Below are 21,902 nucleotides of genomic sequence, written 5' to 3'. Positions count from 1 at the left end.
TTCGTCGGCGGCTCCGTCGGGGGCTTCGTCGGCGGCTCCGTCGGGGGCTTCGTCGGCGGCTCCGTCGGGGGCTTCGTCGGCGGCTCCGTCGGGGGCTTCGTCGGAGGCTCCGTCGGGGGCTTCGTCGGAGGCTCCGTGGGCGGCTTCGTCGGAGGCTCCGTGGGCGGCTTCGTCGGCGGCTCCGTCGGGGGCTTCGTCGGCGGCTCCGTCGGGGGCTTCGTCGGCGGCTCCGTCGGGGGCTTCGTCGGAGGCTCCGTGGGCGGCTTCGTCGGAGGCTCCGTCGGGGGCTTCGTCGGCGGCTCCGTCGGGGGCTTCGTCGGCGGCTCCGTCGGCGGCTTCGTCGGCGGGTGGGTGGGGGGATGCGTCGGCGGGTGGGTCGGCGGCTTCGTGGGCGGGTGCGTCGGGGTGGGTTCCTCGCCGTAGCCGCCGTCGGGGTCCTCCGCCACGTGGTCGCAGAGGTCGCCGACGGCCGACGCCACGTATCCGCCCAGGTCCGTGCTCGGGCCGCAGAGTTCCGGCGGGAGCGGGGCGTGGACCTGGCCGCTGCCGGGTCCCGGGGTGTCGCCCGTACCGGGATGCGCGTTCGCGGCCAGTGCGAAGCCGCCGGTCAGCGACAGGATGCCGGTCGCTGCCGCCGCGGTGAGTACTTTCCTGCTGATGATGGACCGCATACCGCTCTTCCTCGGGAGAAAGGGAGAGACCGGCGAGGATCCCCCCTCGCTCCGACCGGCCGCGTCCCCCGCTGACGTTCGCGTGGGACGGTCCAGAGAGTAGGGAGCGGCACACCGTGTGGAGTCGAGGCCACACGGCGACCGGTCAGAAAATCATTCTTTCAGCCGCCGAGCGGACCGGCCGGAAGGCCGCCGAGCAGCGGAAGGCCCTTTCCGGTCTGGTTCAGCTGGGTGGCGGTGTCGGTGACGGTCTTGACCGGGGAACCGTCGGTGGTGCTGCTGAGCACGTCCGACTTCAGCCCGTTGGCGGCGATCGCCTCCAGTCCGCCGTTGAGGCTGGTCGGGGTCAGCGCCTCCGCGGCCATGGCGGGGGCGGCGACGCCGAGGGCCATGAGCGAACCGGCGACGACCGCGGCGACCTTGGTGGGCTTCATGGAGAGAATCCTTCCTCTGTTCTTTCAACTCACGTTTCGCACAGGGTTCTTGGGGAATTCCCGTACGTCGTTCCGTCTTCTGTAACGAGAGGTTCGCTCCCCGGAAACTCCAGAAGGAAGGATTTCTCTACACTGCACCCGATCGAAGGGGACCGGTGTGATTTCCGGACGACCAGACGCGGACGTGCCCGTACCGGCCCGGCGGGGGGCCGGACCGGTACGGGACGGGGTGCGCTCGCGGGTCAGCGGACCGGCAGCGGCGGCGTCACCGGCAGCTCGGGCGCGGCGACCGGCGGCTCCACGGGCGCGCCGACCGGCAGTTCGGGCGCCTCGACCGGCGGGTCGACGGGCAGCTGCGGGACCTCGACGGGGAGCGGGGGCAGCGCGGGCAGCCCGGGCAGGTCCGGCGCGGGCAGCCCGCTGCCGAGCACCGTCGCGACGGCGAGGTTGACCAGCGAGGTCAGCGTGGCCGTGACCTGCGGGGCGACTCCGCCGGCCTCCCCGGAGGTGACGGCGGCGAGCAGCCCGGCGACGGCCTTCTCGACGGAGGCGAGGGCGTCGTCCACCAGGTCCGCGGGCGCCGCCGCGGCCGGCTTCGCGGCCTTGGCCCCGGCCGCGACGGGCAGGGTGACGGGCGGCTTCGCGGGCAGCCCGGCCGGAACCTCCACGGCGGGCGGGACGACCGGCGCCTCGGCGGCCGGAGGCGTCACGGGGACGTCGGCGGCCGGAGGCGTCGCCGGAACCTCCACGGCGGGCGGGACGGCCGGGGCGTCGACGGGCGGGGCGACCGGAAGCGCCGGGGCGGCCGGGGTCTCCGGCAGCGGGGCGGGGGCGGTCTCCTTCGCCCGCTCGACGGCGGCCCGGATCCTGGCCCCGAGGGCGTCGGCGTCGGTCGCGGGGACCTGACCGCCGTCGGCCTCCAGGGCGGCCGTGACGAGTGCGGTCACGGGGGTCGTGACCCCGCCGACGTCACCGAGGGCCTCGGCCTGGGCCAGCAGGGCGGCCGCGTCGGGAAGCGGGGCGCGGGCGGCCCGGTCGGCCGCGGAGGAGGGGTGGAGCCGGTCGGCGACGGCGGGTCCCGCCGTGCCGAGGGTGAGGGCGGCGGATATCGCCAGGACGGTGAGACGGGGTGAAGCAAGGGGACGCATATGTGTTCCTTTTCCTTATGCGTCGGACAACTGCCCTCCCACCGTGCCTGCGGCTATAGCCCTCCGCAACCGGGAAACTACGGAGCGCCACGCCTCCTTTCGAGTGAATCCGCTGCCCCGCCCTGCCCCCCGAAGGGGCGTACGCCGTTGCACCGGGCGGCGCACGGGGATGCGTCCGAACGGGTGCCGGCCCAGTGGCCGCAAGGAAAAAGCCGGTGCGCCCACCCGCGGGGTGGGCGCACCGGCTTCGGAAGGACCGATCCGACGTGCGAGATCAGGCGTTGACGCAGGCGTTGCCGAAGGCCGGGTTGAGCGCGCCGATGACGCTCACCGTGTTGCCGCAGAGGTTCACCGGGATGTGGACCGGGACCTGGACGACGTTGCCGGAGCCGACACCGGGGGACTTCACGGCAGCGCCCTCGGCGATGGAGTCGGCGGCGGCGGCACCGGCGGCACCGGCGACCGCGGCGGCGGCACCCACGGTCAGGACAACGGCCTTCGCGATACGGGACATGGAGAAGTTCTCCTCGATCGATTTCCAACTCGGACTGCGCGGACTGTTCGGCCCGGCTCCCTCAACAACGCCCCGGCTTTTCATCGGTTGCTCTCCCGAACGGGTGACATCGGGCCGATCTTCGGGTCACCGGAGGGCCATTCGGGCGATGGACCCGGGAATGGCGCAACACGCTCAACGAGGAACCTGCCACCGGGATACGGGAGTTAGCGTTTCCGAGCATCTAATGCTTACTATCGCTCCGCGCCGGGGTTATAACGTTCCCGAACGTTGCTTCCGGGCCCGCCGCGCGTTCACCCATTTCGTGCGGACGACACCTTCCCCTCCCCCGGTCTTCACGGGTCTTCCCTTCCTCCTCTCATCAAAGCGGAGAACCTGTATGCGGAATTCAGCGGTTCCTGCTGTGCGTCGCAGCGTGTGGTGCGCCCTGGCGTGCGCGGTTCTGTCGGCCGCGCCGCCGCTCGCCTCCGCCGCCGCACCCGCCCCCGGGGAGGCCGCCCGGGTCCCCTTCGCCGCGCGCTACCAGGCCGAGCTGCGCGGCGGGATCGTCCGCGCCGCCAACGCCTCCGCGAAGGGCGGCGAGGGCACCGAGACGGCCAACGACGGGGCGGCGATCGGCTACGTCGACGTGGACGACAACCCCGACACGTACAACTCCAGCCGTGCCGAGCTGCGCGTGCCGGCCGGCGCCCGGGTCGCCTGGGCCCGGCTGTACTGGGGCGGCAACCTGCGGGTGGGCGAGCAGAAGCCGCCGGAGGACAACGGGCGGGTGCTGATCGCGGAGCCCGGCGGGCGGTACAAGGCGGTCCTCGCGGACACCCTGGTCGGCCACCGCGCCGCGGACGGCGCCGACGCCTTCCAGGCCTCCGCCGACGTCACCGAGCTGGTCCGGTGGGCCACTCCGGGACAGTGGACGGTCGCGCAGGTGAACGTCGCCATGGGCCGCAGCGCGGTGGGCGGCTGGGGCGGCTGGACGCTGGTCGCCGCGTACGAGAAGGACGACGAGCCGCTGCGCCGGCTGAGCGTCTGGGACGGCTTCGAGACGGTCGGTCCGCGCTCCGGCGAGCTGCGCGTCGCACTCGACGGACACCGTTATCCGAAGGGCTCCGAGGGGCGGCTCGGAGTGATCGCCTATGACGGCGACCGGGGAACTTCCGGGGATTACCTGGAGGTCCGCACGAGTCACCGGAAGGCGACCCGGATCGGTGATTCCGCCAATTCCGTGAACGACGTCCTGAACTCCAGCATCACCGAATTCGGCAAGGCCGGGAGCACCCGGTTCCCCGATGCCGGGAACACCCTGGGGTACGACTCCGACGTCTTCGATCTGCGGGGGGCGCTGCGCCAAGGAGCCGACCGTGTCCACGTCCGGCTCGGCAGCCGTGAGGACACCGTCTGGCTCGGCGCGCTCTTCCTGCAGGCGGACGTACGGCGCTGACGTGCGGACCCCGATCGAGGCGGACTCCGGGTCCGTCACCGTCCTGCACGCGGTCCAGCCCGGCGACGGCGGGGTCGCCCGGGTCGTCGCCGACCTGGTGCGCGCCCAGCGCGCGGCCGGCCTGCGGCCCGTCGTCGCCTGCCCGCCCGGCACCGGGCTCGCCGCGGAGCTGCGCGCCGAGGGCGCGGAGGTCCACGACTGGCGGGCCGGGCGCGACCCCGGCCGCGCGGTCCTCCGCGAGACCCGCGACCTGGCCCGGGTGGTCCGCGCCGTCCGGCCCGGACTCGTCCACGCGCATTCGGCGAAGGCGGGCCTGTGCGCCCGGCTCGCGGTGCGCGGCCGGATCCCGACCGTGTACCAGCCGCACGCCTGGTCCTTCGAGGCCGTCACCGGCACCACGGCCGAACTCGCCCGCCGCTGGGAGCGGTTCGGCGCCCGCTGGGCCGACCGGATCCTCTGCGTGAGCGGGGCGGAGCGGCGTACCGGCGAGGAGGCCGGGGTCGTGGCGGCCTGGTCGGTGGTGCACAACGGCGTGGACGTGGCGCGGTTCGCGGCCGACGGCCCCGCCCCCGTGCCCGGTGGTGAGCCCACCGTGGTGTGCGTGGGCCGGCTCTGCCGGCAGAAGGGCCAGGACGTGCTGCTCGCCGCCTGGCCCGCGGTCCTCGCCGAGGTGCCGGCCGCACGTCTGGTGCTGGTCGGCGACGGGCCGGACGGGGAGCGGCTGCGGGCCGCCGCCGGTCCCTCGGTGCGGTTCACCGGTGCCGTCGGCGACACCGCCCCCTGGTACCGGGCGGCGGACGTCGTCGTCCTGCCGTCGCGCTGGGAGGGCATGGCGCTGTCGCCGCTGGAGGCGATGGCCGCGGGCCGTCCGGTCGTCGTCACCGACGTCGACGGGGCGCGCGAGAGCCTGCCGCCCGGCCACGAAGCCCCGTGCCTGGTCCCGCCCGAGGACCCGGCCGCCCTCGCCGCCGCTCTCGGCCGCCTCCTCGGCGGGCCGGAGTTGCGGCACCGCCTGGGCCGCGAGGCCCACGAGCACGTCCTCAGCAGATTCGATGTGCGGCGCACCGGCGCGGCCGTCGCGGAGATCTACCGCGAGCTGGCCGGAGTGCGGGGCACCGAGCACAGAGAGCCGATTGCGCAGTGACCACGGAAAGTACCAGCGTTCCCTCCTCGCCCGGCCCGTGGCCGGTCGCGGGGCCCGCCTTCGGGCCGGCCTCGCTCGCCCCCCGGCGGCGGCTGCCGGGCCGGCTCGCGCCGCCGCGCCACCGGACGGCCCCGCGGCCGGGTCCCGGGCCGGCGGTGCTGCGGGTCGTCGACTGTCTGGCGGTGCTCGCCGGCGGCGCGCTGCTCGGCCCCGCGCACCAGGACCCGCGGCTGCTGCTGCCGATGGCGGCGCTGCTGCTCGTCCTCGACGGGCGCGGCGGGCTGTACCGGCCGGCGGCGCACGTGCGGCTGCTCGACGAGCTGCCGGCGCTGGCGTCCCGGGCCGGGGTGGTGTGGTGCGTGGCGGCGGCGGGTGCCGCGGCCTGGTCGCCGGAGCTGGCGATCGGGCCGCTGCGGCTGTCCGCGGCGTACGTCGCCCACGTCGGGGTCGCGGCCCTGCTGCGTGCGGCGCTGCTGGCGCGCGGGCGGCGGGTCGCCCGGGAGCGGCCGCGTTCGGCGCTGGTGGTGGGTCCTCCGGCGGCGGCCCGCCGGTTCGCGGCGGCGGCGGCGCAGCACCCCGAGTACGGGATGCGGCCGGTGGGCCTCGTGGGGCTGCCGGACGGGACGGTCGGCGAGCAGCGGCCGCTGGAGCCGGGGCTGCCGCTGCTGACGACGGCGGAGGAGATCCGCCGGGCGGTCATCCAGAACTCGGTCCGCGAGGCGGTGTTCCTCGTCGACGAGCCGGAGCTGGTCACGCTCTTCCAGCACTACGGCTGCACGACCTGGCGGGTCGGCGGCGAGCGCCGCGGGGGGCCGATGGGCGAGCACGTGTGGGGCTACGCCCGCCGCCGTCTGATCCCGGCCACCGAGCGGCGCGGGGTGCTGGCCAAGCGGGCCCTGGACATCGCGCTGGCCGGTCCGGCGCTGGCGCTCGCGCTGCCGGTGCTGGCGGTGTGCGCGCTGGCGGTGCGGCTGGCGGACGGGCCGGGGGTGCTCTTCCGGCAGGAGCGGGTGGGCCAGCACGGGCGCCACTTCACGCTGCTGAAGTTCCGTACGCTCCGGCCGTCCGACGAGACGGAGTCGGCGACCCGGTGGAACGTGGCCGGGGACCGGCGGATGAGCGCGGCCGGCGGCTTCCTGCGGAAGTCCTCGCTGGACGAGCTGCCGCAGCTGTGGAACGTGCTCCGCGGTGACATGAGCCTGGTCGGGCCCCGGCCCGAACGCCCCTACTTCGTCGCCCAGTTCAGCAAGATCCACGCGGGGTACGCGGCCCGCCACCGGATGCCGGTCGGGCTCACCGGTCTGGCACAGGTGCACGGGCTGCGCGGCGACACCTCGATCGAGGACCGCTGCCGCTTCGACAACCACTACATCGACCACTGGTCGCTCTGGCAGGACGTCTGCATCCTGGTGCGCACCGCGGCCGGGCTCGTCCGACCCACGGGGAGCTGAGGATGGCGACGGCCGTGAGGACGGCGCCGGTGCTCGCCGCGGGGCCGGGCGCCCCGGGCGGGGCACCGGCCGCCCGCGGCGGGGCGCCGGACGCCCGCGGCGGGGCGCCGGACGCCCGGGACTGGGCGCGGCGGGCCGGGGCGCTCTCCCCGGTCCTCGCCGTGATCGCGCTGCTCCTGGTGCCGGGCGGCGGTGGGGCGGAGGGCGGGACGGGCGGCACCGGCACGGTCGCCGACGCGGCCTCCGGGCTGCTGGTGCTGGTCTGTGTCGTGCGGCTGCTGCGCGGCGGCGCGCGGCCGCTGACCCGGACGGCGGCGGTGGTGCTCGGGCTGCCGGTGTTCGGGGTCTGCCTGGCCGCGGTCACCTCGCACGACCCGGCGTCGAGCCTGCCGGGCGTCGCCCGCTACGTGCAGGTCTTCGTGCTGGTCCCGGCGGCGGTGCTGCTGATGGTCCGGGACCGGCGGGACTTCACGGTGGTGGCGTGGGGGCTGGTGGGCCTGGCGCTGCTCCAGGGCGGGGTGGGCGTCGCGCAGTACCTGACGGGGACGGGCGCCTCGTACCAGGGCGAGGACATCCGGGCGGTGGGCACCTTCGGGGCGACCGACGTGATGGGCATGGCGACGGTGGTGGCGTACGGCCTGGTCGTCGTCGTCGGGATCGCGCTGGGCAGTCCGGCCGGGCGGACGCGGACGGCCGCGCTGGTCTGCGCGGTGCTGCTGGTGGTGCCGCTGGTGCTGTCCTTCAGCCGGGGCGCGTGGATCGCGACCGTGCTGGCCTGCGGGATCCAGCTGCTGCTCGGCGGGGTGCGCCGGGCGGTGCGGGTGGCGTTCGCGGTGGGCGCGCTCGCGGTGGTGCTGGTCGGCGGGCTCGGGATCGGCTCGTCGATGGTGAAGGAGCGGGTCGCCAGCATCACGCAGGTGACGGCGGCGCCGGACCAGTCGGTGACGGACCGGTACACGATGTGGGCGGCGGCCGGGCGGATGTGGGCCGCGGAGCCTCTGACCGGGGTCGGGCTGAAGGGCTTCCCCCGGTACCGGGACTCGAACGCCTCGGTGGCGCTCTCCTCCGGCAGCGACACGGCCGGCGCGGGTGCGGGGTTCCGGAAGCAGCCGCTGCTCTCCCCGCACAACATGTACCTGCTGGTCCTCAGCGAGCAGGGGCTGATCGGGCTCCTCGCGCTGGCGGGGAGCTGGGTGGCGCTGCTGGTGGGGGCGCTGCGGCGGCGCCGGTCGGGCGCGGACTGCGCGCTGGTGGCGAGCGGGCTGCTGGCCTGGCAGCTGATCGACTTCTTCTACGCGGACATCGGCGGCCCGTCGACGGTGCTGATGTCGGTGGTGTTCGGCCTGGCGGCCTGGTGGGCGCTGGCTCCCGGCGCCGAGGGCCGGGCGGAGGTGCGCGGTGCGTGACCCGTGGGCCGGTCCGCCGGATCCCACGGACGCGCACGTCGCGCCGCCGGGGGCGTACGGCCCCGGGGCGGTGCCGCCGCCCCCGCCGTGTCCGCCGCGCGGCGATCCCCTGACCGACCCCTGGACCCCGATGCCCCCGGACGCCACGGACTCCCCGTGCGCCCCGGGGGCCACCGTGCTGCCGGGGGCCGGTGCGGCACCGGGCGCGGGGCCGGGCGCCGGGGCCGCGGCTCCGGCGCCCGGCCCCGCGCCCGGTGGCCTCGCCGGTGCCCGCCGGGTCGCCGTCCGCCGTCCCGCGCCGCCCGCCGCCGACGTGTGGGCGCCGGCGCCCTCCCCGGCCGGCGCCGGGCCCCGGGCCGCGGCGGCCGGCGCCACGCTCACCGCCCCGCCGGCCGCCCCGCCCCGGACCGGGCGCAGGGCGCACGCCCGGGTGAAGGGGCCCGCGGGGGGCGGGCAGGGACGGGGGTTCCTGGCGAAGGCGGCGGCGGTGACGGCGGGGCTGACCGCCGTCGGGGCGGTGCTCGGGCTCGTCCGGGACCAGATCCTCGCCGGGTACTTCGGCGCGGGCGCGGAGACGGACGCCTTCCTGGTGGCGTGGACGGTGCCGGAGTTCGCGTCCACGCTGCTCATCGAGGACGCGATGGCGCTGATCCTGGTGCCGGCCTTCTCGCGGGCGCTGGCCCGCCGGCCGGGGGCGCTGTCCGGCGATCCGGTGCGGGGTCTGGTCCGCGGGACGCTGCCCCGGCTGACCCTCTCGGTCGGGCTGGTCGCCGCCGTGCTGATCGCGGCCGCGCCGTCGGTCGTCCGGCTCCTCGCGCCGGGGCTCTCCGACCCGGGGCTCGCGGTCGACTGCACCCGGCTCACCGCGACCTGCGTGCTGACCTTCGCGCTCGTCGGCTACTGCTCGGCGGCGCTGCGGGCGCACCACGTCTTCCTGCCGCCGGCCGCGATCTACGTGGCGTACAACGTCGGCATCATCGGCACGATGGTGCTCCTGCGCGACCCGTGGGGGGTGCGGTCGGCGGCCGCCGGGGTGGCGGTCGGCGGGGTGCTGATGGTGCTGGTGCAGGCGCCGTCGCTGCTGCGGGTGCTGCGGGCGCGGCCGGGGCCGTCGCGGGAGCCGGAGGCACCGGCGCCGGGGTCCGGCGGGGACGGGCGGCTGATCGTCCTGGGCCTGATCGCGCCGGTCGTCGCCTTCTCGCTGATCCGCCAGTCGCAGACGCTGATCGAGCGGTTCCTCGCGGCGCCGCTGCCGTCCGGGGCGATCTCGCACCTGAACTACGCGCAGAAGATCGCGCAGATGCCGATGATCCTGTCGCTGATGCTGTGCACGGTCAGCTTCCCGGTGGTGGCGCGGGCGCTGGCCGCGGGCGATCCGGAGGGGGCGCGGCGGCGGGTCGAGCGGGACCTGCTGCTGGCGGCGGTGGTGGTCCTGGTGGGCGCCTCCGTGGTGATCTCCGCCGCCCCCAGGATCGTCGAACTGCTCTTCCAGCGGGGCGAGTTCGACCACGCGGACACGGTCGCCACGGCCGCCGTGATGCGGGTGTACGCGCTCGGGCTGCTCGGCCAGACCATGGTCGGCGCCCTCGTCCGCTGCTACTTCTCCGCCGCCCGCCCCCTCTGGTACCCGGCCGCCGCGATGGCCGCCGGGCTCGCCGCCACCGCCGCCGCCGGGGTGCCCGGCGCCCGCGCCTGGGGCGCCGTCGGCATCGCCGCCGCCAACGCGCTCGGGATCACCCTGACCGCCGTCCTGCTGCTGCGCGGCGCCCACCGCCAGACCGTCCCGGTCCGCTCGAACCGGCTCGGCGAGGACCTGCTGCGGCTCGCCACGGCCGCCGCGTGGGCGACCGGCGCGGGCTGGCTGTGCTCGACGGCGATCGGCCCGCCCGCGCTCTCCCTCGCCGTCGCCGTCGCGGTCGTGGCCGTCGTCTTCCTGCTCTTCGTCGCCTGCGCCGCCAAGGCGCCGGAGATCCCTCCCCTCCCCCACCGTTCGACCCGACGCCGAAGGACCGCCCATGCCCGCCCCCACCGCGCTGCGCCGTCTGCTGCCGAAGCCGCCCCTGTGGGCGAAGCCGCCCCTGTGGGTGGCGATGTACCACTCGATCACGGACGTCGCTGACGACCCGTACCGGGTGACCGTCTCCCCCGTGCGCTTCGCCCGGCAGCTCCACTGGCTGGGCGACCGGGGCCTGCGCGGGGTGTCGGTGCGGGAGCTGCTCGCCGCCACCGCCGCGGGACGGGCGAAGGGGCTCGTCGGCCTCACCTTCGACGACGGGTACGCCGACTTCCTCGACTCGGCGCTGCCGCTGCTGCGCCGGCACGGCTTCACCGCGACCGTGTACGTCCTGCCGGGCCGGCTCGGCGGCGTCAACGACTGGGACGCCGAGGGCCCGCGCCGGCCGCTGCTGACCGAGGAGGGCATCGAGCGCATCGCCGCCGCCGGCATGGAGATCGGCTCGCACGGGCTGACCCACCGACGGCTGACGGAGGCCGACGACGCCACCCTCGCCGACGAGACCCGGCACTCCCGGTCCCTCCTGGAGGAGATCACCGGCGGCCCGGTGGACGGCTTCTGCTATCCGTACGGGGCGGTCGACCCGCGGGTGGTGCGCGCGGTGCGCAAGGCCGGATACGGCTACGCCTGCGGCATCGACCCGGGCCCGCTGACCAGCGCGTACGCCCTGCCGCGGATCCACATCGGCGAGGACGACACCTCGTGGCGGCTCACCGCGAAGCGGGCCCTGCACCCGCTGCGCCGCCGTCACCCGGCCGAGCTGATCCCGGCGCGGACGGGCCCGGCGGCGGTGGTGCTGGGATGAGCGGCCTGCGGGTGCTGCACGTCATCACGGGGCTCGGCATCGGCGGCGCCGAGCAGCAGCTGCGGCTGCTGCTGCGCCACCTGCCGGTCCGGGGGCGGGTGGTGACGCTCACCAACCCCGGCCCGGTCGCGGCCGGCATCGAGGCCGACGGCACCCCGGTCACCCATCTCGGGATGACCGGGAACCGGGACCTGGGCGCGCTGCCCCGGCTCGCCCGGCTGGTCCGCGAGGGCGGCTACGACCTCGTCCACACCCACCTGTACCGGGCGTGCGTCTACGGCCGGCTCGCCGCCCGGCTCGGCGGGGTGCGCCGGGTCATCGCCACCGAGCACTCGCTCGGCACGACCCAGATCGAGGGCCGCCCGCTGTCGGCGGGGACCCGCGCGCTCTACCTGGCCTCCGAGCGGCTGGGCACCTCCACGGTCGCGGTCTCTCCGAGCGTGGCCCGCCGGCTCGCCGACTGGGGGGTGGCGCCGGAGCGGATCGAGGTGGTGCCGAACGGCATCGAGACCGGCCGCTTCGCCTTCGTCCCGCGCGCCCGCCGCCTGACCCGGGGCGTCCTCGGCATCCCGGAGGACGCGTTCGTCGTCGGCGGGGTCGGGCGGCTCGCGCCGGGGAAGCGGTTCGACCGGCTGGTCCGGGCGGTGGCCTCGGTGCCGGAGGCCCGGCTGCTGCTGGTCGGCGACGGCGAGCGGCGCGAGGAGCTGCGCGAGGTGGCCCGCGCCTGCGGCGCCGCCGGCCGGGTCCTCTTCTTCGGGGCCTGCGAGGACCCGCCGGCGGACGGCCCGGCCGGGCCGATGCTCCCCGAACTCCTCGCCGCCATGGACGTCTTCGTCTCCACCTCGCCCGACGAGACCTTCGGACTCGCCGTCGTCGAGGCGCTGGCCGCCGGCCTGCCGGTGCTGTACGTGGCGTGCCCGGCGATCGAGGACCTGCCGGCGGACGCGGCGCCGGGCGCCCGCCGGATCGGCGAGTCGGTGCCCGAGCTGATCGGCGCCCTGCGGGAGCTGCGGGCCGCGCACGTCCCCGGGGCCGTACGGCTGCCCGCGCCCGCCGCCGCCCGCCGCTACGACATCGCGCACAGCGCGGACCGCCTGATGACCCTCTACGACCGGGCCGTCGCGGCCGCCCCGCCTCGGTGAAGTCCCCCTGAAGCCCCTGCCCGTCCCTGTAGAAGTCCCGTGAAGCGAGAGAGCCCGTCATGACCACCACCCCACCCCGCGCCGTCCGTCTGCCCGCCCGACTGCGCTCCCCCGGCCGCTGGGCGGTGCTGCCCGCCGCCGTGGTCGCCGGGGCCGCGCTCGGCGGCGGCTACGGGGCACTGAAGACCCCCGAGTACGCGGCGACCAGTTACGTCATCGTCGTCCCCGGCGAGAAGTCCGACCCGGCGGCGGCGCTCGGCTTCGCCCAGGCCTACGGGCGGGTCGCCACCGACATCGCGGTGACGGGCGACGCCCAGGTGTGGGCGGGCGTCACCGCCGCGAAGCTCCGGGAGAGCGTCCGCGCGGAGACCTCCCCGGACGCCCCGATGATCTCGATCACCGCCCGGGCCGCGAAGGCGTCGCAGGCGGTGTCGATCGCCGACGGGGTGGCCCGCTCGCTGGTCCTCAACTCCTCGCACGTGGCGGGCAGCACGGGCGTGAAGGTGGTGCAGTTCTCCCGCGCGACGAAGCCCGTCGCCCCGGTGTCGCCGTCCGCTCCGCTCTCCGCCCTGGTCGGGGCCTGTGCGGGCGGACTGCTCGGCGGCCTCGCGCTGCTCGTCCGCCCGAAGCGGTCCGCCGGGCGCGGCGAGGGCCGTCACTCCCGGCCGGCCGCCGCGCCCGTGGGCGGGGCCGCGGTGCCCGCGCCCGCCACCCACCAGCCGGAACCGGAGGCGGTGTGACCTTGGGAAGAACGCTGCGGACCGAACTCTGCCGTGACGCGGAGGCCTTCGGGCGGCTCGCCGCCGAGTGGACGGCGCTGTACGGGCGCTGCTCCTCGGCCACCCCGTTCCAGTCCCACTCCTGGCTGCACTCCTGGTGGCTCTCGTACGGGCGTCCCGGCGCCCTGCGGGTGGTGCTCGTGCGCGACGGGGCCGGGGCGCTCGTGGCGGCGGCGCCCCTGATGCGGGCGCGCGGGCCGCTGCCCGTGCTCACCCAGCTGGGCGGGGCCATCACCGACTTCACCGACGTCCTCGTCGACGACGAGCGGCCGGAGGCGGCGGCCGCGCTGGCCGGCGCGATCGCCCGGGCCGCCCGGGGCGCCGTCGTCGACCTGCGGGAGGTGCGGCCCGGTGCCGCCGCCGAACGGGTCTTCGCCCAGTGGCGCGGGCCGCGCCGGCGGCTCCCGGACTCGCTCTGCCTGGAGCTGCCCGCCGTCCCCATGGAGGGCCTGCTCGAACGGATCCCCTCGGGGAAGGCCCAGCGGGTGCGGGCCAAGCTGCGCAAGCTCGACGCCCTCGGCATCGACGCGCACGTCGTCACCGCGCCCGACGTGCCGGCCGCGCTCGACCGGCTGCTGACCCTGCACCGGCTCCAGTGGCGGGGCCGCGGGGTGACCGTCGAGCACACCAGCGAGCGGTTCGCCCAGCACCTGGCCCGGGCGGTCCGGCCGATGGTGGAGCGCGGCGACGCGATGGTCACCGAGTTCCGGCTCGGCGGGGACGTGGTCGCCGCCGACCTCACCCTGATGTCGCCGCGGCTGGCCGGCGGCTATCTGTACGGCGCCGACCCGGTCCTCCGGGAACGGAAGGTCGACGTCGCCGCGATGCTGCTGCGGCACGGGGCCCGGGAGACCAGTGCGGGCGGCCGGGCCACGCTGAGCATGCTGCGGGGCAGCGAACCGTACAAGCACCACTGGCGGCCGGAGCCGGTCCGCAACCGGCGGCTGCTGCTCACCGGTCGCGGTACGGCACCGCTGCTGTGGCTCCACGCCGGCGCGGCCGACGCGCGGCGCTGGGCGGCCCGGCAGGCGCGGGAGCGGGCCTGGGCCGGCCGGCTCCTCGCCCGCCTGCCCGGCCGCGCCGCCGCGCCCGCGCCCGGCGGCTGACCGTCAGAAGGGCCAGACGCCGTTCAGCGCCCCCTTCCAGTCGAGGGCGACGCCCAGGTCGTCCTTCCAGTCGGTGTCGGCGGCCTCCTTCGGCACGCACACCGGCCCGCCGATCCAGCTCTCCACCCAGTCCCCGAGCTCGACCGTCCAACAGCCGGGCTCGGGCTTCGGCTCGGGCTCGGGCTCAGGCTTCGGCTCGGGCTTGGGTTCCGGCTTCGGCTCAGGCTTGGGTTCCGGCTTCGGCTCCGGCTTCGGCTCAGGCTTCGGCTCAGGCTTGGGCTCGGGCTTGGGCTCGGGCTTAGGTTCCGGCTTGGGCTCGGGCTTGGGCTCGGGCTTAGGTTCCGGCTTGGGCTCAGGCTTGGGCTCAGGCTTGGGCTCGGGCTTAGGTTCCGGCTTCGGCTCAGGCTTCGGCTCAGGCTTCGGCTCAGGTTTCGGCTCAGGCTTCGGCTCAGGCTGAGTCGGATCCACCGGGTCCACGGGATCCACCGGGTCGACCGGATCCACCGGGTCGACCGGATCCACCGGATCCACCGGATCCACCGGATCCACCGGATCCACCGGATCCACCGGATCCACCGGATCCACCGGCACCGAAGGCTCCACCCCGTACAGCATTTCCCGGAACACCCGGGACGACTGCGGGTTCCGGTCGCACTGCCACACGCCGTGCGGGCAGTAGTCGGTGATCGTGTGGTAGAGCGGTTTGTGGTCGCGGATCCATTCCAGCATCCGGCGCATGTACGTCGGATTGTCGCCGTTCCGGAACAGGCCCCATTCGGGGTAGGAGATCTGCTTCCCGTGTTCGGCCGCGAAGTCGACCTGTTTCCGGAGGCCGTACGGCTCGTTCACGTGCTGGTCGAAATCGGCGCCGGCCGGCTGGTCGTACGAGTCCATGCCGATGATGTCGACGACGTCGTCGCCGGGGTAGCACTCCGTCCAGGGAACCGCGTCCCGGCCCCGGCTGGGGTTGAAGTCGAAGCGGAACTTCTCGCCGGGCACGGACCGCATGGTCGTGACGATCCGGTTCCAGTACTTCTTCCAGGCGGTCGGGTCGGGCCCGCACCGGTGGGTGTAGGTGGTGCCGTTCATCTCCCAGCCGAGGACCAGGACCGTGTCCAGGGCGCCGGCCTCGACGAGGCGGCGGGCGAGGGTGCGGAAGTGGTCGTCGAAGTAACCGGCGGCGCCGAGCTGGAGCTGGCGGCGGACCTCCTGGTCGGAGACCCCGGCCTCGTTCCTTTCCAGCATGGGGACGTTGAGGACGAAGATCCGGTCCCGCTTCGCGTTCCGCCAGTCGGCCCAGGCGTCGAGGAAGCCGGGCGGGCCCTCGATGTTGGACCAGAGGTCGCCGGGCAGGTACGTGTGCCCCACGCGGAGCTCACGGCCTCCGAGCCAGCGCTCCAGCTGGCCGATCCGGCTCACCCCCCGGGAACCGGATTCGAGGAAGGCCCCCATGGCGGTGGTGGCGGGGAGAGTCGGACCGGGGTCCTCGGTCGTTAGGGATGCGGCGGCGTGGGCGGGTGCCGACAGCGCGACCGAACCCGAGACGAGGAGGCCGGCGGTGATCACCCCCAGCCATTTCCTTGTTTTTCTCGGTGTTCCTCCGACGGTTTCCATGGCCGCTCCTTCACACGAACGCCACTTGACGATCAGTCATTCTGATGTTCCGAAAGTATTCCTAATGACCCGACCGTGAACTCCGCTTCCCTCCGCTCCGTAGTCCATTAGAGGATTTCATCGCCCAATTGGGGCACCCGAGATGAAGGGGCCATGCCCGTGCCGCCTTTCGACACCCGCGTACCCGCAGTCCTCGTGAGGCTGGACCGGAACCCCTTCCACCACGGAACCCTGGGCGCCGCCCGCTCCCTGGGCCGGGCCGGAATCCCCGTCCACGCCGTCGTCGAGGCGGCCGGCAGCCCCGTCGCCCGCTCGCGGTACGTGCGCTCCGCCCGCCCCCGGCCCGGCTCGGCCGCCTCCACCGAGCTGGCCGCGCTGCTGCTCCGGATCGCCGGGGAGGTCACCGACACCCCATCAGGTCCCGTGCTCGCCGTGCCGCTGGACGACATCAGCGCCCTCGCGCTCGCCCGCCGCCGCGCCGAGCTGGCCGGCCGGGTCCTGCTGCCCGAGCAGAGCGAGGAGCAGCTGCTGCGGGTCGCGGACAAGGCCGCCCTCGCCACGACCTGTGCCCGGCTGGGCCTGCCCCACCCCCGTACCGAACTCCCCTCCGACGCCGACGAGGCCGCCGCCATGGCCTGGGCGCTCGGGCTGCCGGTGGTCGCCAAGTGGAGCCGCCCGTGGCTGCTGCCGGCCGGGGCGGGGCTGCGCAGTACGACGATCCTCCGCTCGCTCGCCGAGGTGCGGGCGCTGTACGGACGGACCCCGCAGGCCGGCAGCCGGCTGCTGCTCCAGGAGCTGCTGCCGCCGGGGCGGGACCTCGACTGGTTCTTCCACGGGTACGCGGACGCCGCCGGGCGCTGCGCCGTCGGGGCCACCGGCCGCAAGGAGCGCTCCTGGCCGGACGGCGCCGGGCTCACCGCCGTCGGCCGCTGGAGCCCCAATCCGGAGGTCGACCGGCTGGCCCGCGCGCTGCTCGACGCCCTCGGCTACCGGGGCGTGTGCGACCTCGACTTCCGGCTCGACCGGGACACCGGCGCGTACCACCTGCTCGACTTCAACCCGCGCCCCGGCGCCCAGTTCCGGCTCTTCGCCGACCCCGCCGGGCTCGACGTGGTGCGGGCCCTGCACCTGGACCTCACCGGCCGGCCGGTGCCGCCGCACTCCCCCGTGCACGGCCGCCGGTTCGTCGTGGAGAACTACGCGGCGCTCTCCCTGCTCACCTCGCCCCGCCGGCGGGGTGCGGCCGGGCCGGACACCGCCCGGCGGACCGTCGAGCGCGCCTGGTGCGCCGCCGACGACCCGGCTCCGGCGCTCGCCATGGGCCGCGCCTGGCTCGTCCACCTGCTGCGCAGGGCCCTGGTGGCGGCCGGCCGGCGGCTCGCGGCCGGCCGGCCGCGGCACCCGGCCACCCTGCCGGGCCCCGCGGTCCGCACCTCCCCCACCCAGCTCACCCGGCGATGAAGACGGAAGACACGATGGCGAACGCGATGGCGAAGGCGAATCCGGTGCACGACCTGGTGGTCGTCGGGGCCGGTCCGTACGGGCTCTCGGTGGCCGCCCACGCGGCGGCCCACGGGCTCGGCCCGCTCACCTTCGGCCGCCCCATGGAGTCCTGGCACGCCATGCCCACCGGCATGTTCCTCAAGTCCGAGCCCTGGGCCTCGCACCTCTCCGACCCTGCGGGCGCCTACGGCCTCGACGCCTACGCGGCCGGGCAGGGGGTGCGCGCCGAGCACGGCGTCCCCCTCCCGGTCTCCTTCTTCGCCTCCTACGGGGACTGGTTCGCCCGGCAGGCCGTCCCCACCGTCGACGAGCGGCTGATCGCCTCGGTGGCGCCCGCGCCGGAGGGCTTCCTGCTCACGACGGAGGACGGCGAGGCCCTGCGCTCCCGCACGGTCGCCCTCGCCGTCGGCGTGCTCCCCTTCCTGGAGGTCCCCGGCCCGCTCCGGCACCTCCCCCGGCGGTACGTCACCCACTCCAGCCACCACGGCGAACTCGACGCCCTCGCCGGCCGGGACGTCACCGTCGTCGGCGCCGGCCAGGCCGCCCTGGAGACGGCCGCACTGCTCGCCGAGGCCGGCGCCGCCGCCGTGCGGATCGTCGCCCGGGCCGGCCGGCTGCACTGGAACACCCTGCCGCCCGCCCTCGACCGGGGTGTCTGGCCCGCCCTGCGCGCCCCGCACACGGGCCTCGGCTGCGGCTGGCGGAACAAGCTGTACGCCGACACCCCGGGCGTCTTCCGCAGGCTGCCCGCGCCCACCCGTGCGCGGCTCTTCGACTCGGCGCTCGGCCCGGCCGGCGCCTGGTGGCTGCGCGAGCGGTTCGCCGCCGTCGCCGACGTGCGCCTCGGCCACCGGATCGCCTCGGCGGCCGTCACCGGCGACGAGCGGCTCCGGCTCGACGTGGAGGGACCGGAGGGGGCCACGGTCCTGGAGACCGACCACGTGGTGGCGGCCACCGGCTTCGTGCCCTCCCTCGACCGGGCCGGGGTCCTGGACCCGCGGCTGCGGTCCGCGCTGCGCACGGTCGGGCCGGTCCGCGCCCCCGAGACCGGCGCCCTCTTCGAATCCTCCTGGCCGGGCCTCTTCCTCGCCGGACTGCTCACCGCCCCCTCGTACGGCCCCTCCATGCGCTTCGTGTTCGGCGCCGGCTACACGGCGGGGCGGCTGGTGAAGGGGGTGCGGCGGCGGCTGGGCGCCGGGGGCGGGGGCGGCGCGGCGGGCCGGCCCCGCAGCGGCGGACGCGCGGCCCCGGTGGGGGCGTAGACGCGGGCCGGCCCCGGGGAGCGGATGCTCTCCCCGGGGCCGGCCGGTGCCCTTCCGCGGTGCGGGGGCCTGGGTCAGGCGTTGATGCAGACGTTGCCGGCGGCCGGGTTCAGGGCGCCGATGACGTTGATGCTGTTGCCGCAGACGTTGATCGGCACGTGGATCGGGATCTGGACGACGTTGCCCGAGAGGACACCCGGCGAACCGATGGCGGCACCGTACGCGTCGGCGTCGGCGAAGGCGGGCGTGGCCGCGCCCATGGCCATGATGACTCCGGCGATGACGGCAGCAGCCTTCTTGCAGTTCATTGCGTCTGGTTCCTTTCCTCGGCGGAAGATCGGCCTCCGCCGCACACAGGGACAACGACACCCTCCCGCGAAGGAAACCGAGAATTCCGCTGCGACCCCGCCATTCACTCCGTTGCTCACACGACACAGGGCCGGAGGAAGGAATTCCTCCGGCCCCGCGGCGCTTTTGTCGGATCAGCTGTTGCCGATGCCGTTCCCGGACAGGACCGGGATGTCCTCCAGGACGTGCGACAGCGGCTCGTCGCCCTTGGCCTGGGTCGAGTTCTCCGCGCACTGCTGGTTCTGCGGGGAGGAGAGGACGTTGACGTCCTGGACGGCGACCGGGACGAGGACGCCGATGAGCGAGCCGACGTTGCCCTTGACCGGGGCGCCGAGGCACAGCTTGTTCAGGGAGCCCTGGACGGCGGAGAACTGCGGGCTCATGTCACCGGCGGTCTTGGAGTTGCCGAACGCCTGGTGGGCGCCGTTCCCGGAGAGGGAGGTCGTGCCGCCGTCGTTGGCGATGGCCATCGCGGGGGCGGCGGCCGCGGCGGCGACGCCGACGGCCGAAGCGGTGACGGCCGCGGCCGTCATCATCTTCTTGATCACGGTGAATCCGTTCTGTTCCCACCAATCGACCTGATTGATGCGACCGGATCAACTGCGGCCGGGGAAGGAGGTTCCGGCTCTTCACCCGATCGACTGGGAGGGACGACGAGCGCTGCCACGCGCGCTCCGCCATCGGGGTGACTGGGCGGAACCCGCCGCTCCGGGGCGAGTTGATCAGGGGGCTCCCTGCACGGAGCCGGTTCTAGAAGGGAACTACCGTGATCAAGAAGGTCATGGCCACCGCGGCCGCCGCCGCCTCGATCGTCGGCGCCTCCGCCGCCGCGGCCACCCCCGCCCTCGCCATCGCCGACGACGGCGGCACCACCTCCAAGAGCGGCAACTTCGCCCACCAGGAGTACGGCAACTCCGCCACCTACGGGAACATGAGCCCGCAGTTCGCGCTCGTCCAGGGTTCCCTGAACAAGCCGTGCGTCGGCCTGCCGGCCAAGCTCAACGCCGGTTCCCTCGTGGGCCTGGTCCCGATCAGCGTCCAGGACGTCAACGTCCTGTCCTCCCCGCAGAACCAGCAGTGCGTCGAGAACTCGACCCAGGCCAAGGGCGACGAGCCGCTGTCGCACCTGCTGGAGGACATCCCGATCCTCTCGGGCAACGGCGTGGCCAACGGCTGACGTCCGCGCGTCGAGGGGCCGTCCCGGTCGGGACGGCCCCTTCGCGTGCGTCTAGCGCGGCCAGACGGGCGTCGAGACCAGCCGCTCCCACTCGCGGTCCGGCATTCCCGGCACCGCCCGCCCCGCCTGCGTCCACTGGGTCACCAGGGCGGAATAGACGGGGAATTGCCGGGTCGACCGCAACGGGTCGGCGGTCGGCTGCTCACTCACGTACCGGCTCTTCGGAATGAAGGCCATCCGTTCCCATTTCCCGGGATTACCGGGATCCGGCGGCGCCATCCTCGCTCCTTCCGTTGCTATTCCCGCATCATTACACAAGCCTCGCAACGGAGTGATTCAGGCGCTCGACCCCGCGTCGCGGATATCTGTGCGAGCGGAGTCGAAATACCGTGCGGGCATGAGATTCCCGCGTCCGTGGCGGCTCCTCGCGGCTCCGGCGGCGCTTCTCGCGCTCGCCCCCGGAGCACTCGCCTCCGCCCTCGGCGGTCCCGCCGAACTCCCCGTTCCCGCCCGGGGGCTGAACCTGCTCGTCGTCGGCACGGACTCGCGGGCGGGGGTCACCGCCGCCGAGAAGAAACGATTCCTGCTGGGCGGTGCGGACTGCGACTGCGCCGACGCGATCATGCTGGTGCACTTCTCCGCCGGGTACGACCGGATCAGCGTGGTGTCGCTGCCGCGCGACTCGCTCGCCGAACTCCCCGGCCCCCACACCGACCTGCGCACCGGCGCCGTGCACGACGCCCACCTCGCCAAGCTCAACGCGGCGCACGCGGAGGGCGGTTCGGAGCTGACCGTCGAGACGGTCGAGGCGCTGACCGGGCTCACCGTGCACCGGTTCCTGGCGATCGACTTCCGGCGCTTCATGGACACCGTCGACCGCGTCGACGGCGGGGTGCCGATCTGCACGGAGAAGCCGCTCAAGGACCCGTCGACCGGGCTCGACCTGGCGCCCGGCACCCGGCGGGTGGGCGGCGGCGAAGGGCTCCAGTACGTGCGCTCGCGGAAGGCCGACGGGGAGATGGACTTCGGCCGCATCCGCAAGCAGCAGCGGTTCGTCGTCAACACGCTGGCCCGGATCCGCTCGGGCGGGATCCTCGCCGACCCGGCGGAGCTGAGGGCGCTCGCCGCGACCCTGCGCGGGACGGCGTCCGCCGCACGCGGCCTCTCCGTCGCCGAACTGCTGCGGCTCGCCGACCGGACGAGGCTCGTGGGCCCCTCCCGCACCGAGTTCGCGACCGTGCCGGTGCGGGGCTTCAACCCGCCCGTCGCGGGCGCCGGGTCCACCGTGGGCTGGGACGGGGAGGGGGCCGCGAAGGTCTTCGCGCGGCTGCGCGCGGACCGTCCGCTGCCGCCCGCCGACTCCGTCGCCCCCGGCTCCCTCTCCGTCGCGCGCTACGCGCCCGCCCGGGGGTCTTCGCTCATCTGCCCGTAGGCCGTCCGGTGGACATGCCGGAACCTCCGCCTCCCCCTCCAGTTGATCAGCACGGCTCGGCACTCAGCGCGAGTCAGTCATCGAAAGGCCAGAACATGAAGAAGCTCCTCGCGACCGCTGCGGTGGCTGTTTCGGTCGTCGGCGCGACGGCCGGGCAGGCGCTCGCGATCGCCGATGACGGTGGCACCACCTCGCTCTCCGGCAACGGCGCGCACCAGGAGTTCGGCAACTCCGCCACCTACGGCAACATGAGCCCGCAGTTCGCGCTCGTCCAGGGCTCCCTGAACAAGCCGTGCATCGGTCTCCCGGCCAAGGTCAACGCCGGCTCGCTGATCGGTGCCATCCCGATCGCGGTCCAGGACATCAACGTCCTGTCCTCCCCGCAGAACCAGCAGTGCGTCGAGAACTCGACCCAGGCCAAGGGCGACGAGCCGCTGTCGCACATCCTCAGCGACATCCCCGTGCTGTCCGGCAACGGCGCCGGCAACAGCTGAGCCACGCCGCTCGGCCACGG

General features: G+C 75.1%; 21 protein-coding genes and 1 pseudogene. 15 read left to right on the top strand and 7 right to left on the bottom strand.

All coding sequences use genetic code 11. The features are described from left to right. The coding region (locus tag IE287_RS35300; RefSeq protein WP_189853492.1) for a hypothetical protein at nt 1-423 on the top strand (423 nt) is incomplete at its 5' end. Nucleotides 424-832: 409 nt separating this feature from the next. Here IE287_RS35300 and IE287_RS35295 read toward each other — a convergent pair. From IE287_RS35295 to IE287_RS35285, 3 genes are all read right to left on the bottom strand, one after another. Next, nucleotides 833-1,105, bottom strand: a complete 273-nt coding sequence (locus tag IE287_RS35295) for a hypothetical protein (protein WP_189853491.1) — start codon at nt 1,103-1,105, stop codon at nt 833-835. 242 nt (nt 1,106-1,347) lie between these two features. Next, nucleotides 1,348-2,253, bottom strand: coding sequence for a hypothetical protein (locus tag IE287_RS35290; RefSeq protein ID WP_189853490.1), 906 nt, complete (start codon nt 2,251-2,253; stop codon nt 1,348-1,350). 274 nt (nt 2,254-2,527) lie between these two features. Further along, on the bottom strand, nt 2,528-2,767 hold the full coding sequence (locus tag IE287_RS35285; protein ID WP_189853489.1) for a chaplin: 240 nt from the start codon (nt 2,765-2,767) through the stop codon (nt 2,528-2,530). 379 nt (nt 2,768-3,146) lie between these two features. Between IE287_RS35285 and IE287_RS35280 the strand changes: the two genes are divergently transcribed. From IE287_RS35280 to IE287_RS35240, 9 genes are read left to right on the top strand one after another with little or no spacing between them, the layout of a single operon-like run. After that, nucleotides 3,147-4,205 carry a DUF3344 domain-containing protein gene (locus IE287_RS35280; RefSeq protein WP_189853488.1) on the top strand — a complete coding sequence of 353 codons (1,059 nt, stop codon included), beginning with the start codon at nt 3,147-3,149 and terminating at the stop codon, nt 4,203-4,205. 1 nt (nt 4,206) lies between these two features. Beyond that, nucleotides 4,207-5,349: a glycosyltransferase gene (locus IE287_RS35275; protein ID WP_189853487.1), complete on the top strand. Its 1,143-nt coding sequence runs from the start codon at nt 4,207-4,209 to the stop codon at nt 5,347-5,349. Then, a complete protein-coding gene (locus IE287_RS35270; RefSeq protein ID WP_189853486.1) occupies nt 5,346-6,800 on the top strand; it encodes an exopolysaccharide biosynthesis polyprenyl glycosylphosphotransferase in 1,455 nt (484 codons plus the stop codon). The genes IE287_RS35275 and IE287_RS35270 overlap by 4 nt, the downstream gene beginning before the upstream one ends. Nucleotides 6,801-6,802: 2 nt before the next feature. Then, on the top strand, nt 6,803-8,206 hold the full coding sequence (locus IE287_RS35265; RefSeq protein ID WP_189853485.1) for an O-antigen ligase family protein: 1,404 nt from the start codon (nt 6,803-6,805) through the stop codon (nt 8,204-8,206). After that, nucleotides 8,199-10,325, top strand: a complete 2,127-nt coding sequence (gene murJ, locus IE287_RS35260) for a murein biosynthesis integral membrane protein MurJ (protein WP_229883947.1) — start codon at nt 8,199-8,201, stop codon at nt 10,323-10,325. Before IE287_RS35265 ends, murJ begins: the two co-directional genes overlap by 8 nt. Beyond that, nucleotides 10,222-11,025 carry a polysaccharide deacetylase family protein gene (locus IE287_RS35255; protein WP_189853484.1) on the top strand — a complete coding sequence of 268 codons (804 nt, stop codon included), beginning with the start codon at nt 10,222-10,224 and terminating at the stop codon, nt 11,023-11,025. Before murJ ends, IE287_RS35255 begins: the two co-directional genes overlap by 104 nt. 5 nt (nt 11,026-11,030) lie before the next feature. After that, complete coding sequence (locus IE287_RS35250; protein WP_189853494.1) at nt 11,031-12,167, top strand: glycosyltransferase; 1,137 nt, start codon at nt 11,031-11,033, stop codon at nt 12,165-12,167. Nucleotides 12,168-12,226: 59 nt separating this feature from the next. Further along, nucleotides 12,227-12,907, top strand: a complete 681-nt coding sequence (locus IE287_RS35245; RefSeq protein WP_189853483.1) for a YveK family protein — start codon at nt 12,227-12,229, stop codon at nt 12,905-12,907. Next, nucleotides 12,904-14,052 carry a GNAT family N-acetyltransferase gene (locus tag IE287_RS35240; RefSeq protein ID WP_229883946.1) on the top strand — a complete coding sequence of 383 codons (1,149 nt, stop codon included), beginning with the start codon at nt 12,904-12,906 and terminating at the stop codon, nt 14,050-14,052. The genes IE287_RS35245 and IE287_RS35240 overlap by 4 nt, the downstream gene beginning before the upstream one ends. Nucleotides 14,053-14,523: 471 nt before the next feature. Here IE287_RS35240 and IE287_RS35235 read toward each other — a convergent pair. Next, nucleotides 14,524-15,666, bottom strand: a pseudogene (locus tag IE287_RS35235) (glycoside hydrolase family 26 protein); the annotation flags it as partial. A gap of 153 nt (nt 15,667-15,819) precedes the next feature. Here IE287_RS35235 and IE287_RS35230 point away from each other — a divergent pair. Together IE287_RS35230 and IE287_RS35225 are read left to right on the top strand one after the other, a co-directional pair. After that, a complete protein-coding gene (locus IE287_RS35230; protein WP_229883945.1) occupies nt 15,820-17,127 on the top strand; it encodes a carboxylate--amine ligase in 1,308 nt (435 codons plus the stop codon). Nucleotides 17,128-17,171: 44 nt separating this feature from the next. After that, entirely contained in the window at nt 17,172-18,431 is a 1,260-nt protein-coding gene (locus IE287_RS35225) for an FAD-dependent oxidoreductase (protein ID WP_189853493.1), read from the top strand. Between the two features lie 74 nt (nt 18,432-18,505). Here IE287_RS35225 and IE287_RS35220 read toward each other — a convergent pair whose 3' ends face one another. Both IE287_RS35220 and IE287_RS35215 read right to left on the bottom strand, forming a co-directional pair. Beyond that, nucleotides 18,506-18,739 carry a chaplin gene (locus IE287_RS35220; RefSeq protein WP_189853481.1) on the bottom strand — a complete coding sequence of 78 codons (234 nt, stop codon included), beginning with the start codon at nt 18,737-18,739 and terminating at the stop codon, nt 18,506-18,508. 174 nt (nt 18,740-18,913) lie between these two features. Continuing rightward, the gene (locus IE287_RS35215) at nt 18,914-19,327 is read right to left on the bottom strand and encodes a rodlin (protein ID WP_189853480.1); all 414 of its coding nucleotides are present in this window, start codon (nt 19,325-19,327) and stop codon (nt 18,914-18,916) included. 218 nt (nt 19,328-19,545) lie between these two features. On the opposite strand from IE287_RS35215, the gene IE287_RS35210 reads away from it, so the two are divergent. Next, nucleotides 19,546-19,956: a rodlin gene (locus tag IE287_RS35210; protein WP_189853479.1), complete on the top strand. Its 411-nt coding sequence runs from the start codon at nt 19,546-19,548 to the stop codon at nt 19,954-19,956. A 51-nt stretch (nt 19,957-20,007) separates the two neighbouring features. Here the strand turns inward: IE287_RS35210 and IE287_RS35205 are convergent, their stop codons facing one another. After that, complete coding sequence (locus tag IE287_RS35205; RefSeq protein WP_189853497.1) at nt 20,008-20,166, bottom strand: hypothetical protein; 159 nt, start codon at nt 20,164-20,166, stop codon at nt 20,008-20,010. Nucleotides 20,167-20,353: 187 nt separating this feature from the next. Here IE287_RS35205 and IE287_RS35200 point away from each other — a divergent pair, with 187 nt between their 5' ends. Continuing rightward, on the top strand, nt 20,354-21,388 hold the full coding sequence (locus tag IE287_RS35200) for an LCP family protein (protein WP_189853478.1): 1,035 nt from the start codon (nt 20,354-20,356) through the stop codon (nt 21,386-21,388). Nucleotides 21,389-21,483: 95 nt separating this feature from the next. After that, complete coding sequence (locus tag IE287_RS35195; RefSeq protein ID WP_189853477.1) at nt 21,484-21,882, top strand: rodlin; 399 nt, start codon at nt 21,484-21,486, stop codon at nt 21,880-21,882. The last annotated feature ends 20 nt before the right edge of the window (nt 21,883-21,902 follow it).

This window comes from Streptomyces omiyaensis (assembly GCF_014650895.1).
Taxonomy (GTDB): Bacteria; Actinomycetota; Actinomycetes; order Streptomycetales; family Streptomycetaceae; genus Streptomyces; species Streptomyces omiyaensis.
The sequence above is the reverse complement of the archived record's forward strand: the minus strand, read 5'-3'. Positions and strand labels throughout refer to the sequence as shown.